The organism is Mangrovibacter phragmitis (assembly GCF_040429585.1).
GTDB lineage: Bacteria > Pseudomonadota > Gammaproteobacteria > Enterobacterales > Enterobacteriaceae > Mangrovibacter > Mangrovibacter phragmitis.
Map to the genome: position 1 here is coordinate 2,693,152 of NZ_CP134782.1, position 14,518 is coordinate 2,707,669.

The 14,518-nt window shown below is 52.5% G+C and carries 13 protein-coding genes; all 13 read right to left on the reverse strand.

What is annotated here, in order from left to right; genetic code table 11:
- Window positions 1-72: 72 nt before the first annotated feature.
- Entirely contained in the window at window positions 73-1,359 is a 1,287-nt protein-coding gene (menF, locus tag MPHASIOC01_RS13040; RefSeq protein ID WP_353614831.1) for an isochorismate synthase MenF, read from the reverse strand.
- Window positions 1,360-1,497: 138 nt separating this feature from the next.
- Window positions 1,498-1,731 (reverse strand): hypothetical protein, encoded by a 234-nt coding sequence (locus MPHASIOC01_RS13045; protein ID WP_064595166.1) that lies wholly within the window; start codon window positions 1,729-1,731, stop codon window positions 1,498-1,500.
- A 46-nt stretch (window positions 1,732-1,777) separates the two neighbouring features.
- Window positions 1,778-2,248: a GNAT family N-acetyltransferase gene (locus MPHASIOC01_RS13050; RefSeq protein WP_064595168.1), complete on the reverse strand. Its 471-nt coding sequence runs from the start codon at window positions 2,246-2,248 to the stop codon at window positions 1,778-1,780.
- Between the two features lie 246 nt (window positions 2,249-2,494).
- Window positions 2,495-3,952: an NADH-quinone oxidoreductase subunit NuoN gene (gene nuoN, locus MPHASIOC01_RS13055; RefSeq protein ID WP_064595170.1), complete on the reverse strand. Its 1,458-nt coding sequence runs from the start codon at window positions 3,950-3,952 to the stop codon at window positions 2,495-2,497.
- Window positions 3,953-3,958: 6 nt separating this feature from the next.
- Window positions 3,959-5,488, reverse strand: a complete 1,530-nt coding sequence (gene nuoM / locus MPHASIOC01_RS13060) for an NADH-quinone oxidoreductase subunit M (RefSeq protein ID WP_064595172.1) — start codon at window positions 5,486-5,488, stop codon at window positions 3,959-3,961.
- A 145-nt stretch (window positions 5,489-5,633) separates the two neighbouring features.
- Window positions 5,634-7,472 (reverse strand): NADH-quinone oxidoreductase subunit L, encoded by a 1,839-nt coding sequence (gene nuoL, locus MPHASIOC01_RS13065; RefSeq protein WP_064595174.1) that lies wholly within the window; start codon window positions 7,470-7,472, stop codon window positions 5,634-5,636.
- Complete coding sequence (gene nuoK / locus MPHASIOC01_RS13070; protein WP_036115971.1) at window positions 7,469-7,771, reverse strand: NADH-quinone oxidoreductase subunit NuoK; 303 nt, start codon at window positions 7,769-7,771, stop codon at window positions 7,469-7,471. The genes nuoL and nuoK overlap by 4 nt, the downstream gene beginning before the upstream one ends.
- On the reverse strand, window positions 7,768-8,322 hold the full coding sequence (gene nuoJ / locus MPHASIOC01_RS13075; RefSeq protein ID WP_064595176.1) for an NADH-quinone oxidoreductase subunit J: 555 nt from the start codon (window positions 8,320-8,322) through the stop codon (window positions 7,768-7,770). Before nuoJ ends, nuoK begins: the two co-directional genes overlap by 4 nt.
- Before the next feature lie 10 nt (window positions 8,323-8,332).
- Window positions 8,333-8,875 (reverse strand): NADH-quinone oxidoreductase subunit NuoI, encoded by a 543-nt coding sequence (nuoI, locus tag MPHASIOC01_RS13080; protein ID WP_064595178.1) that lies wholly within the window; start codon window positions 8,873-8,875, stop codon window positions 8,333-8,335.
- Window positions 8,876-8,889: 14 nt separating this feature from the next.
- Window positions 8,890-9,867 (reverse strand): NADH-quinone oxidoreductase subunit NuoH, encoded by a 978-nt coding sequence (gene nuoH / locus MPHASIOC01_RS13085; RefSeq protein WP_353614832.1) that lies wholly within the window; start codon window positions 9,865-9,867, stop codon window positions 8,890-8,892.
- Window positions 9,864-12,590: an NADH-quinone oxidoreductase subunit NuoG gene (gene nuoG / locus MPHASIOC01_RS13090; RefSeq protein ID WP_353614833.1), complete on the reverse strand. Its 2,727-nt coding sequence runs from the start codon at window positions 12,588-12,590 to the stop codon at window positions 9,864-9,866. Before nuoG ends, nuoH begins: the two co-directional genes overlap by 4 nt.
- Before the next feature lie 85 nt (window positions 12,591-12,675).
- Window positions 12,676-14,019, reverse strand: a complete 1,344-nt coding sequence (gene nuoF, locus MPHASIOC01_RS13095) for an NADH-quinone oxidoreductase subunit NuoF (RefSeq protein WP_064595182.1) — start codon at window positions 14,017-14,019, stop codon at window positions 12,676-12,678.
- Window positions 14,016-14,516 (reverse strand): NADH-quinone oxidoreductase subunit NuoE, encoded by a 501-nt coding sequence (nuoE, locus tag MPHASIOC01_RS13100; protein ID WP_064595184.1) that lies wholly within the window; start codon window positions 14,514-14,516, stop codon window positions 14,016-14,018. Before nuoE ends, nuoF begins: the two co-directional genes overlap by 4 nt.
- Window positions 14,517-14,518: the final 2 nt, after the last annotated feature.

Here is a 14,518-nt window from a genome sequence, read left to right on the forward strand (position 1 = left end):
CACATTAGCATTTGCAAAAAAGTATAGCGTCAGCAAACCCGCAGACATTGATATACATCGGCTTATCCGCTTTCAGCTGAACAATGAACGTAATGCCGCCACTTTATTTTCAATTTCCTGCCATTCTTCAGCCGGGTCTGACTGCGCGACAATACCCGCACCAGCATAAAGCCTGACTTTATCGTACTGAACCAGCGCAGAGCGAAGTGCCACACAAAACCCAGCGCTTGCCAGGCTGAGATAACCAGCAGACCCGGCATACCAGCCCCGGTTGAAAGGTTCATGTGCATGAATAAAGGCCAGCGCATCTTTGCGTGGCAACCCAGCGACAGCCGCTGTGGGTTGTAGTTGCATCAGGCATGCAGTGTCATCTGCATGGTTGAGGGTGGCAGTGATGGCCCGGTGTAAGTGCTGTACTTTACGCAGGCGGATCACCTGCACAGGCTCCACATCAATCTGCCCGGCTACGGCCTGCAACCGCTGGCAAATATCTTCCACAACCAGCCAGTTTTCATGCTGATTCTTTTTATCTTTCAGCAACCACTGGCTTTGTTGATCTGCCTTACTGTCATCGGCATCACGGCCAACCGTTCCGGCCAGGGCTTCGGTTGATAACTGCCGCCCCGCCCTGTGCCACAGGCGTTCGGGTGAAGAGCCCAAAAAAGCCTTGTGGGAGTCAAAAGCCATATAAAAGTGATAACAGTGGCTATTATGCTTGCGGCTTGCATGCATTAGCCACGCGGGAGACATGGGCCGGGAGAGTTGCACATCTGTTGCCCGTGCCAGCACCACTTTGTCGAAGCGTTTTCGGCCAATCGCCTGTGTTGCCTCAGTTACAAGGCCAGTCCACTGATCTTTTTCAGGCAGATGCACCTGCTCACAGACTCGTGCCGCCAGTGCAGGGATTGCGGTTGCCGGGCATAAACCGGACAACCACGATTCAGCCTCTTGTGCGGCTTCACGCAGGCTGCTTTCACTGTATAAGTTAAGGATTAACCGGGTCTGTGTGCCCTGACGTTGCCAGGTCAGGCGTGGGAGAAACAACTGCCCTTGTTGCGGGTTAAATGCATTGAGCCCCCACAGGCGTAGTTCCGGGTATTCAGGAAAGCGGGAAAGAAAACTCTGCCCTTCAGCCAGAGAGGTGAAGGTGCGCAATGCATACAATACGGCGTATTCTTCATGGCCATCACGGTGCTGCCAGTAAAACTGTGGCCAGCAAGTCTGGCTATTCAGCCAGCATAGCGGGTCCTGGCTATCGGCAAGGCTCAGATGAACCGACAATATTCTTACACCGGGTGTGTCGGGAAGTTCTTCACATAACGCTCGCTGCAACGCCTTTACCGCCTGTGTCAGTTCCATTTTCTGTCCCGCCACGTAAAAACCCCAAATTATACGTGGTCGGAACAGAAAGAGAATGCTGTGAGGCAATTTGGCTACCCAAAAAATGCGGTTACAGAAATGGGGTTATCGCTATGTGAGTAAATGCCCTGGCAGGCTTTATACATAATGGCTGAATGACAGACTCTGTACATCCGGAGGAAGGGGAATCGCTTTGCGAATATGCAGTTGCCGTTGCAGGCGGCCAAGCTGAGCATCGGCCCGCACCAGTAGCAAAGCATATCCGGTTTCAGACCAGCTATCAGGGTAATTCAGCAAAGTCGTAATACACTGGCTCAGGCCTGTAATATTTTGCCGGGCACGGATAACCCGCCGTTGAAGATCGTCGCTCATATGGCGCGCTCACTTTATTTATTTTCCCAGAGTCTGTTTACTATAGTTAACCCTGGTCATTTTGTATATTTTTTATCCATACCATACCGCGATGGGGGATATCATCTTCAAGGTATACATCGGTGATCGGCTCAAAGCCAAATTGCTGGTAAAAATGCTGCAAGTGTGCCTGCGCACTGAGATAAGGGGCAACATCCGGCCAGTGTTGCTGGCATGAAACCATAACGTGTTCCAAAAGCTGGTTACCCAACTTTTGCCCCCGGCAGGCAGGGTCAACTATCACGCGCCCAATCACCAGCGGGTGATGCCTGTCGCTGGTAAGAATTCGGGCGTAAGCCACCAGCTTGCCACCCTGCCAGCCAAGAATATGGCGGTTTTCACCCGATAAATCTTCCCCGTCGACATCCAGGTACGGGCAGTTTTGCTCGACAACAAATACTGCGCAACGCAGATGAAGCAGCGCATATAACTGCGGTACAGTCAGTTCTGAATGGTGTAAGTCCTGCCAGGTTAGCATGCTGTTCTCCCACAATATTTCCGATAAAAAAACCGCCGTTGCCGGCGGTTTAATATTGATGAAAAAGAAGGAAAAAGCGTGGTTTTTCCTTCTTTTTAGTTAGCAGTCGAAAATCAATGAATTGATTTTCCTGGTTTTTTATTGGATGACATCCTCTCGTTCTGTGCGGACATGAGGTTTGTTATCAGACTCAAAAACCGCCGTTGCCGGCGGTTTAATACGGGTAGACCTGTTGTAATACAATGATTACATCAAAGGCTGGGCCAGTTGCACAAGACTAATCAGCGGTTGCGGCCAAATCCCTAACAGCAACACCAGAACAGCAGAGATCAGTACCACAATCCCCCCGGCAGTGAACGCCCAGTTAGATGGGGTATCACGAGCGGGTTGCTGCGGTTTGGACAAGTAGAGGCTGACAGTAACGCGCAGGTAGTAGTACAGGCCTATCGCACTCCCCACCACTACAGCGCCTGTCAGCCACCACAGGTGCGCATGCACACCCACAGCAAGGATATAGAACTTACCGATAAAGCCCAGAGTCATTGGGATCCCGGCCAGGGAAAGCATCATGACAGTCATCACTGCTGCCAGGACAGGACGGTGCCAAAACAGACCACGGTAGGAATACAGGGTATCCGCATCCGGGCCACGGTAAGGGCTGGACATCAGGCTGACAATACCAAACGCGCCCAGGCTGCTGAACAGGTAACCGGTCAGGTAGACACCTACAGCCTCCATGGAGACCTCGCCACTGTGCAGCGCAATCAATGCCACCAGCAAGTACCCCAGGTGGGAAATAGATGAATAACCGAGCAGGCGTTTAATATTGGTCTGACTAAGCGCCATCAGGTTACCGAACAGGATAGAGGCAAATGCGATTATCCCCAGAACAATACGCACCGCTTCGCTGTTACCCATTGGTGCATACAGGAACAGGCGCATCACCACACCAAAAATGGCAATTTTACTGGCGGTCGCCAGGAAGGTAGACACCGGCGCAGGCGCACCCTGATAAACATCAGGCGTCCACAAGTGGAACGGTACCAGCGACAATTTGAAACCTAACCCGACAATCATCAGGCCAAGCCCGGCCAACAACAGTGGTTCATGAAGCATGCTGTCATTGAGGCTCTTGCCAATACTGACAAAAGACAGGCTGCCAGACTCCGCATACAACAGCGCAATACCAAACAACAGGAAAGACGATGCCGCAGCAGACATAATGGTGTATTTGATACTGGCTTCAAGTGAGCGTTTTTGCCGGTATGCATAGCCAATCAGGCCAAATAATGGCAGAGAAATCAGCTCGATACCGATAAACAGTGAAGCCATATGATTAGCGCAGGACAGTAAAATCCCACCCATCGCGGCAATCAAAACCAGTAAGTAAAACTCTTCACGGTTATCCGGATAACCCTGCAACCAGGGATAAGCAAAGGTACAAGTCGCCAGACTTGCCGCCAGCACCAGCCCGGTGTAGAGCGCAGCGTAACCATCGACACGCAACAGTGGCGTGATATCCATCGCGCCGACCTGGGTAGAAAACCACAATGAGACCAGTGCGGCATTCAGCCCGATTACAGATAACGTGGCATTAAGAAAGTGGTCGCGTCGCCACGCAATGGAGAGCATCACAACCACCACTGTCAATCCGACGATCAACAGCGGCAGCAGCGCGATCAGTTGTTGAGCAGTTATTGTCATGGCGAATTACGGCCTTGTAGTTGAAATAGAACTGGTAAACCACTGCTGGATATTACTCACAGCAGCGTGTGAGGTATCCAGAACCGGTTGCGGGAAGAACCCAAGCAGCAGCAGGAGCGCGACCAGCAACAAAATAATAAATAATTCCCGCATCGACAGGCCAGGCATCGGCTTACGTGCCGCTTCACTTTTCGCCTGCCCAAAATAGGCACGGTGCAGCATCGCCAGCGAGTAAACTGATGCGAACACCAGGCCAAAGGTGGAGATAACCGTAATAACCGGCACCACATGGTAGCTACCGAACAGGATCATAAATTCGCCAACGAAGTTACCCGTTCCCGGTAACCCCAGAGTGGCGACAGCAAAGAACATAGACAACGCCGGCAACCAGCGAATGTTACTCCACAGCCCGCCCATCAAACGCATATCACGAGTGTGCATTCTCTCGTAAATCTGACCACACAGGATGAACAACCCGGCAGCAGACAAACCGTGGGCAATCATCTGCACCACAGCGCCCTGATAAGCCAACTGACTGCCGGAATAGATAGCAATCATCACGAAGCCCATATGGGACACCGAGGTGTAAGCGATAAGGCGTTTGATATCTGTCTGGGTGAATGCCATCCACGCACCGTAGAAAATACCAATCACCCCAAGCCACATGGCGACAGGCGCAAACTCAGCTGATGCGTTAGGGAACAATGGCAGAGAGAAACGCAATAAACCGTAAGCTGCGGTTTTCAGCAGGATCCCCGCAAGGTCAACAGAACCCGCAGTCGGTGCCTGAGAGTGGGCATCCGGTAGCCAGCCATGCAGTGGAACCACTGGCATTTTAACCGCAAAGGCAATGAAGAAGCCGAGCATCAACAGCCATTCCACGGTGTGCGACATCGGCGTGTGCAACAGTTCGGTGTAGTTGAACGTCCAGACACCGGTCGCATTGTAGTGCACCAGCACCAACGCCAGAATAGCTATCAGCATCACCAGGCCGCTTGCCTGGGTATAGATGAAGAATTTGGTGGCTGCGCTGATACGTGTCTTCCCGTCGGAGGCTTTATGGCCCCACAGAGCTATCAGGAAGTACATGGGAACCAGCATCATTTCCCAGAAGAAGAAGAACAGGAACATATCAATCGCCAGGAAGACGCCGATCACGCCGCCCAGTATCCACATCAGGTTGAGGTGGAAGAAGCCCTGATATTTTTCAATTTCATTCCAGGAACACAGTACCGCCAAAACACCCAGCAGCGAGGTCAGCACCACCATCAGCAATGACAGCCCATCCAGCGCAAGGTGAATGGAAATGCCAAAACGTGGGATCCACGGCATGGAAAATTCAGATTGCCACTGTGGCAACCCTGTTGCCTGAGTGAGTGAATAACCGCCCTGCAGCCAGAGTTGCAACGACAGCGCGAGTGTCAGCCCCATGGTAATCAACGCTATCCAGCGCGGTGTACGAACGCCAAAACGCTCGGTCTGCCAGCACAGGAAGCCGCCGATAAAGGGAATGAGTATTAGCCAGGGTAATAACATGGCAATTTATTTCCTTATTGATCTATCTGATGGTGAGACTGTGTTGCCACACACCATGCATTGCACGCAGTCACACCATAAGAACAGGAAAAACAGCACAACATAATTTTCAGGGAAACAGGTTTCTCCGCTCCCCTGATATCCATTAATGCAACACCATCAGCAGCGCCAGTACCACAACAGCACCGATGCTCATCGATGCAACATACCAACGTAAATGACCGCTTTCGCTTAACAGCAAACCTCTGCCTGCAAAACGCGACAATATTGCCGGGATGTTCATCAATGCGTTCAGTGGGTCTCGTTGCAGCAACCAGCCAATTGCTTTAAATGGCTTGACGAAAATGGCGTCATATAACCAGTCGAAGCCCCACGCATGGAACCACCATGTGCTGAAGAGACGCCCCGGTGCGCTTTTGGCAATCGCACTGACCAGCGTACGTTTACCCAACCACAGCCAGGCAGCAATCAGGATGCCGATAATCGCAACGGCCCCGGAGGCCATTTCCAGTGTTGTTTTTCCTGCATGCCCCAAATCGCTTTCCGGCAACACGCCAGCCAGCGGTGGCGTAATTAATGCTCCCACGAAAGTAGACAGCACCAGCAACACCAGCAACGGCAGGTGGTGGGTGATGCCTTTCCCGGCATGAGCATGAATTTTTTCTTCGCCATGGAACACGATGAAGATCATACGGAAGGTATAAATTGAGGTGAGGAATGCCCCAACCAGCCCGGCCAGCATCAGGTTCTGGTGACCACTGGCAAGAGCGCCCCACAGAATCTCATCTTTACTGTAGAAACCCGCGGTAATCACAGGCAACGCAGACAACGCCGCGCCACCAACCAGGAAGCAGACATAAACCAGTGGAATCGACTTACGTAAGCCGCCCATTTTGAAGATGTTCTGTTCGTGGTGACATGCCAGGATAACAGAGCCTGAAGACAGGAACAGTAACGCTTTAAAGAACGCGTGGGTCATCAGGTGGAAAATCGCCGCATCCCATGCCTGTACCCCAAGAGCCAGGAACATATAACCAATCTGACTCATGGTTGAATAAGCCAGCACACGTTTGATATCCGTCTGCACCAGGGCAGCAAACCCCGCCAGTACCAGAGTCACTGCACCAACGATACCCACCAGGTGAAGTACTTCTGGCGTCATCAGGAACAGCCCATGGGTACGGGCAATCAAATAAACCCCGGCGGTTACCATGGTTGCTGCGTGGATCAGCGCGGAAACTGGGGTTGGGCCCGCCATGGCATCAGCCAGCCATGTCTGCAACGGCAACTGTGCTGATTTACCCACAGCACCACCCAGCAGCATCAACGTTGCCCACTGCAACATCGTGTTGCCCGCGGCAAAGTGTTGCGGTGCCAGTTCCACCATTTCGCGGAAATTCAGCGTACCGAGTTCGTTATAGAGAATGAACAGCGCGAAAGCCAGGAATACGTCGCCCACGCGGGTAACGATAAAGGCTTTCATGGCTGCCGCTCCATTTTTCGGGTCGGTATAGTAGAAGCCAATCAGCAGGTAAGAGCACAGCCCCACCCCTTCCCAACCCAAATACATCAGCATCAGGTTATCGGCCAGAACCAGAATCACCATGCTGGCAATAAACAAGTTGGTATAGGCAAAAAAGCGTGAATAGCCTTCTTCACCACGCATATACCAGGAAGCGAACATATGGATAAGGAAGCCAACCCCGGTCACGACAGACAGCATCGTCAGTGACAGGCCATCCAGCACCAGGTTGAAAGCGACAGTAAAATTACCGACCGACATCCAGGTCCACAAAGGTAAAGTAAATGCCTGTTTGCCGTGGTTGAAGAAATCCATCCCCACCCAGGCGGTCACTAAAGCGGCAAGACCAACAGAGCCAACCCCTACCGTCGCCGACAGGTTTTCTGACCAGCGCCCACGAGAAAAGGCCAGTAATACATAGCCAAGCAGTGGCAGGAAAAAAGTTAACCAAAGCAGATTCATCCGCGCATCTCACTTACTGAATCGATATTCAGATTCTGGCGACGACGATGGAGCTGCAACAGCAGCGCCAGACCGATACTGGCTTCCGCCGCAGCAAGGGTAATTGCCAGGATGTACATGACCTGCCCTTCCGGCTGCCCCCAATAACTGCCTGCCACGACAAATGCCAGGGCGGCAGCGTTGATCATTACTTCAAGACTAATCAGCATGAACAGCAGGTTACGACGAATCATCAACCCGGTCAGGCCAAGGACAAAGAGAATGGCCGCGAGAATGAGCCCATGTTGTAGCGGTATCATGCGCGTTCCTCCGATTTTCTTGTTGCCATGTCACCAGAGCGGTTACTGAGTACTTCGCCCTGACGCTCTTCCCGGCCAATATGGAAGGCAACAACCAGTCCGGCCAGCAGCAACATGGATGCCAACTCAACAGCCAGAACATATGGGCCAAATAAAGCAATGCCGACCTGTTTGGCGTTAATAGCCACACCATTAATGCCTTGATCATTCAGGCCTGTAATGCCTTTTATGATGACAAACAACAGCACCGCGCTCAGAATGCCCGGGCCAATCCACAATTGAGGTTTGAGCCAGGCGCGTTCTTGTTCCACAACCGAGTTGCCGAGATTAAGCATCATCACCACGAATACGAACAACACCATAATGGCGCCCGCGTAAACGATGATTTCCAGTGCACCGGCAAAATAAGCGCCCATGGAGAAAAACACACCGGCAATAGATAACAACGACACAATCAGATACAGCAATGCGTGCACCGGATTGGTATGCGTGATCACCCTCAGGGTGGTCAGGATGGCCACAAGGGCACAAACATAAAATGAAAATTCCATTCCCGACTCCTTAAGGTAACAGGCTCTTGACGTCGATAGGTTTGGCTTCGTTTTCCGCCTGGCCTTTATCTTTTCCGTCAATTGCCATACCGGCCATACGATAGAAGTTATATTCCGGATATTTACCCGGCCCGGAAATCAACAAATCTTCTTTTTCGTACACCAGGTCCTGACGCTTGAATTCACCCAGCTCAAAATCCGGCGTCAACTGAATCGCGGTTGTAGGACAGGCCTCTTCACACAGGCCGCAAAAGATGCAGCGTGAAAAGTTGATACGGAAAAATTCCGGATACCAGCGACCATCTTTCATCTCTGCTTTTTGCAGCGAGATACAACCTACCGGGCAGGCTACCGCACATAAGTTACAGGCAACGCACCGCTCTTCACCATCCGGGTCACGGGTAAGCACAATGCGCCCACGGTAACGGGGTGGCAGATAAACCGGCTCTTCTGGATACATCCGGGTTTCACGCTTAGCAAAAGCATGCATCCCTATCATCCAGATACTGCGCAGTTGGGTGCCGAAACCAACCACTAATTCTTTCAATGTCATGGTTTTTTCACCCCTTAAGATGCCTGCCAGAGAATAACCGCAGCGGTTACCAACAAGTTAATCAAAGTCAGTGGCAGACACACTTTCCAGCCAAAGGCCATCACCTGGTCATAACGTGGACGCGGCAGTGCGGCACGAATCAGAATAAACATCATCATGAAGAACGCGGTTTTCAGTGCGAACCAGATGAATGGCGGTAACCAGGGACCATTCCAGCCGCCAAAGAACAGAGTGACAATCAACGCTGAGACCGTCACGATGCCGATGTATTCCCCCACAAAGAACAAACCGAATTTCATCCCGGAATATTCAATATGGTAACCATCTGCCAGTTCCTGTTCAGCTTCCGGTTGGTCAAACGGGTGACGGTGACACACCGCCACACCCGCAATCGCAAAGGTGATAAAGCCGAAGAACTGCGGCACGATATTCCACAAATGCGCCTGGCTGTTCACAATGTCGGTCATATTGAATGACCCCGCCTGTGCAACCACACCCATCAGGGACAAACCGAGAAACACTTCATAACTCAGCGTTTGTGCAGAAGCACGCATTGCGCCCAGCAGCGAGTATTTGTTGTTGCTGGACCAACCGGCAAATAACACAGCGTAAACCGCAAGCCCGGCCATCATCAGGAAAAACAGAATCCCGATATTGAGATCAGCCACCACCCATGTGGGGCTGACCGGCACAATCGCGAACGCCAGTAACAATGACGTGAACGCAATCATCGGTGCCAGAGTAAAAATAACCCGGTCGGAGAAGCGCGGGATCCAGTCCTCTTTAAAGAACATTTTGATCATATCGGCCGCTAACTGCAGCGACCCGCCCCACCCCACGCGGTTTGGCCCGTAACGATTCTGGAACAGGCCAAGCAAACGGCGTTCACCAAAACTCATGAAGGCACCGCACACCACTACAACCAAAATAATAACCACCGCTTTCAGCACACTGAAAATGACGGAGAGAACTTCAGGTGTCAGCCAGCTCATGCTTGTGCCTCCTGCAGATTACTCAGTTGCGCCCCGGCCAGAACCGGTGCAACGCCCGGCATCCCCATCGGCAGGCCAACCTGCCCGGCAGCCAGACCGTCACTCAACTGAACCGGCAAGCGCAGGGTTTGCCCGTCGACAGTGAAACTCGCCACCGCGCCTTCGTTAATACCAAGGCTTGCGGCATCCGCAGGGTTCAGGCGCAACACAGCAACCGGCATACGTTTCTGGAAAACCGGTGAACGCTGCGATAACTCATCGCTGCCAAACAGGTGGTAATAAGGGGCAACACGCCACTGACCAGCAACTGGAGCAAACGGCTGTGGCACACTGGTGAACCAGGCTGCCTGCTTGTCTGCTGGTTCAATCAGGCGCACACCCGGGTCGCCAAAGCGTAAGTGTCCGCCCACTTCGTCCTGGAATTTGTTCCAGGCTTGTGGTGAGTTCCATCCCGGAGCCCAGGCAAAAGGTACCTGCTGACGCTCTGCACCAGGTTGGTTGTTCCCTTCCATTGAGAAAGCGAACATGGTGTCCTGGTCTTGTGGCTGGCGAGGCTCATGCACACTGATATTGGCGCGCATCGCCGTGCGGCCACTGTAACGATGAGGTTCACGCGCCAGTTTTTGTCCACGGATACGGAAGCTGGCTTCCGGCGCGGCGTCTTTCATACCAGACAGTTGCGGGAACTTCGCGGTACAGGCATCAATGACGTGATCAAGCTGAGTCCAGTCCACCGCACGGTTTTCTACCATGCTGTGCAACGAATGCAGCCAGCGCCAGCTTTCCAGCATAACCCAGTCACTGTGATAGTAAGCCGGGTCGAATACCTGGAAGAAACGCTGTGCACGACCTTCGTTATTCACCACTGTGCCATCGCTTTCTGCAAAACTTGCCGCAGACAAGACCAAATGTGCGTGATCCATGATTTGGGTGCGCTGATGGTCAATCACCATCACCAGTGGTGCTTTACTGAGCGCGGCATCCACCCGGGATGCACTGGCGTGGCGGTGCAGGTCATTTTCCAGCACAATCACGGCATCTGCGTTGCCGCTTTCCAGCTCGCTGAGTGCGGTATCAAGTGAACCTCCACCCAGCAAACCAAGGCCAACACTGTTCACTGAGCGTGCTACCAGGGTAATACCAACATCGGCACCACGATTTTTCAGCGCTGTCGCCACATTACCTGCCGCTTCCAGCAATGCTTCACTACCGGCGTTAGTGCCGGAAATGATCAGTGGTTTTTTCGCACCAGCCAGTGCCTGAACAATAACATCCACTTTATTTTTCAGGTCATTGTCGGTGAGTTCAACCGCCGGCGCTGCGCTATCCAGCGCACTGGCAATAGCAAAACCGAGTCGCGCCTGGTCTTCAACCGGCGCACGGTAAGTCCATGCGGCAATATCATCCAGCCGGGTACTGTCAACATTGGTTACAAACAGCGGGTGTTTGGCATGCTGCCCAATATTGAGGATGGCGGCAATTTGCCAGTCAGCCACTTTTTGTGCCGCTGCCATTTCGCGCGCTTTGCCTTTTACTGCCTGGCGCACAGCCAGTGCTGCACGGGCTCCGGTTTGTGTGAGGTCTTCACCCAAAATCAGCACCGCGTCATAGCTTTCAATTTCGCGCAGTGACGGAGTGCGAACACCGCCTTCACGCAGAATACTCAACATGCGTTGCAGCCGGGACTGTTCACCCGCGGCAATACCAGTATAGAAGTTGCCTTCCCCCACCAGTTCACGCAGTGCGAAGTTGCTTTCCACACTGGCGCGCGGTGAGCCAATACCAATCACGCGTTTAGACTGGCGGAGAATATCTGCCGCGCCCTGCAAGGCCTGCTCTGCATTAACCGCGATAATATCGTCGCCACGGCGTTGCAGTGGTTGATGTGGACGGTCTTCACGGTTCACATAACCGTAGCCAAAGCGCCCACGGTCACACAGGAAGTAATGGTTCACCGAGCCATTGTAGCGGTTTTCGATGCGGCGCAACTCACCATAACGTTCACCCGGGCTGGTGTTGCACCCCAGGCTGCACTGCTGGCAAATACTCGGCGCAAACTGCATATCCCATTTACGGTTATAGCGCTCTGAGTGGGTTTTATCGGTAAATACACCGGTTGGGCACACTTCCACCAGGTTACCGGAAAATTCACTTTCCAGCGTACCGTCTTCCGGGCGGCCAAAGTAGACGTTGTCGTGCGCGCCATAAACCCCAAGGTCGGTGCCATCGGCATAATCTTTGTAGTAACGGACACAACGATAGCAGGCAATACAGCGGTTCATTTCATGGGAAATAAACGGCCCCAGATCCTGGTTTCTATGTGTACGTTTGGTAAAACGATAACGGCGGAAGCTGTGGCCGGTCATCACTGTCATATCCTGAAGATGGCAGTTCCCACCCTCTTCGCAAACAGGACAATCGTGCGGATGGTTGGTCATTAACCATTCCACCACGCTTTCACGAAATTGCTTCGCTTCTTCATCTGCAATTGAAATAAAGGTACCGTCTGACGCTGGTGTCATACAGGACATCACCAGGCGACCACGGGTATCTTCGGCATTTTGGTATTGCTTCACCGCACACTGGCGGCAGGCACCCACACTCCCCAGTGCCGGGTGCCAGCAAAAGTACGGAATATCAAGGCCGAGAGAGAGACACGCCTGCAACAGGTTGTCTGCACCATCTACCTCATACTCTTTGCCGTCTACATGAATCGTTGCCATAGTCAGCATGCTTCCATCAGGCCTGACGCTGTCAGGCGTTAATCAAAATTCGGTTCGCGGCGCTTACCCGCTTAGGGGTTGCGGCTTACCAGCGCGCTTTCAACAGGTTTGGCTGTATCCCGTTTATCAGTCGGGTATTGTTAAAATCCTGCTTAATACCTGCTTCAAATTCTTCGCGGAAGTATTTAATCGCGCTTTGTAAAGGCTCCACTGCCCCAGGTGCATGAGCGCAGAAGGTTTTGCCCGGGCCCAGTGAACGGCACAACTGCTCAAGCGTTTCGATATCGCCAGGCTGCCCTTCACCTTTTTCAATGGCACGCAAAATTTTTACGCTCCATGGCAAACCATCCCGGCATGGCGTACACCAGCCACAGGATTCTCGCGCGAAAAACTCTTCCAGGTTGCGCACCAGGGAAACCATGTTGATTTCGTGGTCAACCGCCATTGCCAGCGCTGTACCCAAACGACTTCCCGCTTTACCAATACTTTCAAATTCCATTGGTAAATCAAGATGAGCATCAGTAAGGAAGTCAGTACCTGCGCCACCTGGTTGCCAGGCTTTAAACTTCAGGCCATCACGCATGCCGCCGGCATAATCTTCAAGAATTTCACGGGCAGTGGTGCCAAACGGCAGTTCCCAAACGCCGGGGTTTTTTACACGCCCGGAAAAGCCCATCAATTTGGTGCCATTATCTTTGCTCTTGCCCGCCGATATGCCCTGATACCATTCAAGACCGTTAGCCAGAATGGCCGGGACATTACACAGGGTTTCGACATTGTTAACACAAGTCGGCTTACCCCAGACGCCAGCACTGGCTGGGAAAGGTGGCTTGGAACGTGGATTAGCCCTGCGGCCTTCCAGCGAGTTTATCAACGCCGTTTCTTCGCCGCAGATATAGCGCCCGGCACCAGTATGCACGAACAGCTCAAAATCAAAGCCAGAACCGAGAATGTTTTTCCCCAGTAACCCGGCTTCGGTAGCTTCCGCAATGGCACGGCGTAAATGCTGAGCGGCTTCAATATATTCGCCACGCAGGAAGATGTAGCCACGGTAAGCTTTCAGCGCAAATGCCGCAATAAGCATCCCTTCCACCAGCAGATGTGGTTGTTGCTCCATCAGCAACCGGTCTTTGTAGGTGCCAGGTTCCATTTCATCGGCGTTACACAGCAGGTAACGGATATTCATGGATTCGTCTTTCGGCATCAGGCTCCACTTGAGCCCGGTAAGAAAGCCTGCGCCACCACGGCCTTTTAGCCCGGAGTCTTTTACCAGACTGACAATTTCATCAGGTGCCATGCCAGACAAAGCTTTCCGCGCACCCTCGTACCCATTCTTGCTGCGGTATTCATCCAGCCAGACGGGTTGTTTATCATCCCGCATCCGCCAGGTCAGCGGATGGGTTTCGGCAGTACGAATAATCGTCTTCATTTATACTGCTCCAGAAGTTCCGGGATAGCCTCAGGCGTGAGATGGCTGTGGGTATCCTCATCGATCATCATGGTCGGCCCTTTGTCACAGTTACCCAGACAGCAGGTCGGCAGCAGTGTAAAACGGCCATCAAACGTAGTTTGACCCGGTTTGATTTCCAGGTGTTTTTCAATGGCTGACTGAATACCCTGGTAACCGGTGATATGGCACACCACACTGTCACAATAGCGAATCACATGGCGGCCAACAGGCTGACGGAAGATTTGGCTGTAGAATGTCGCCACACCTTCAACATCACTGGCGGGAATACCCAGCAGGTCTGCAATTTCACCAATTGCACCATCAGGCACCCAGCCACGTTGTTTCTGGACGATTTTCAGCGCTTCAATGGACGCCGCACGCGGGTCTTCATAATGATGCTTTTCGTGCTCAATCGCCTCACGCTCTGCGGCACTCAGTGCAAAGGCACCCGTTTGGGGTTGTTGATTATCGTGCATAA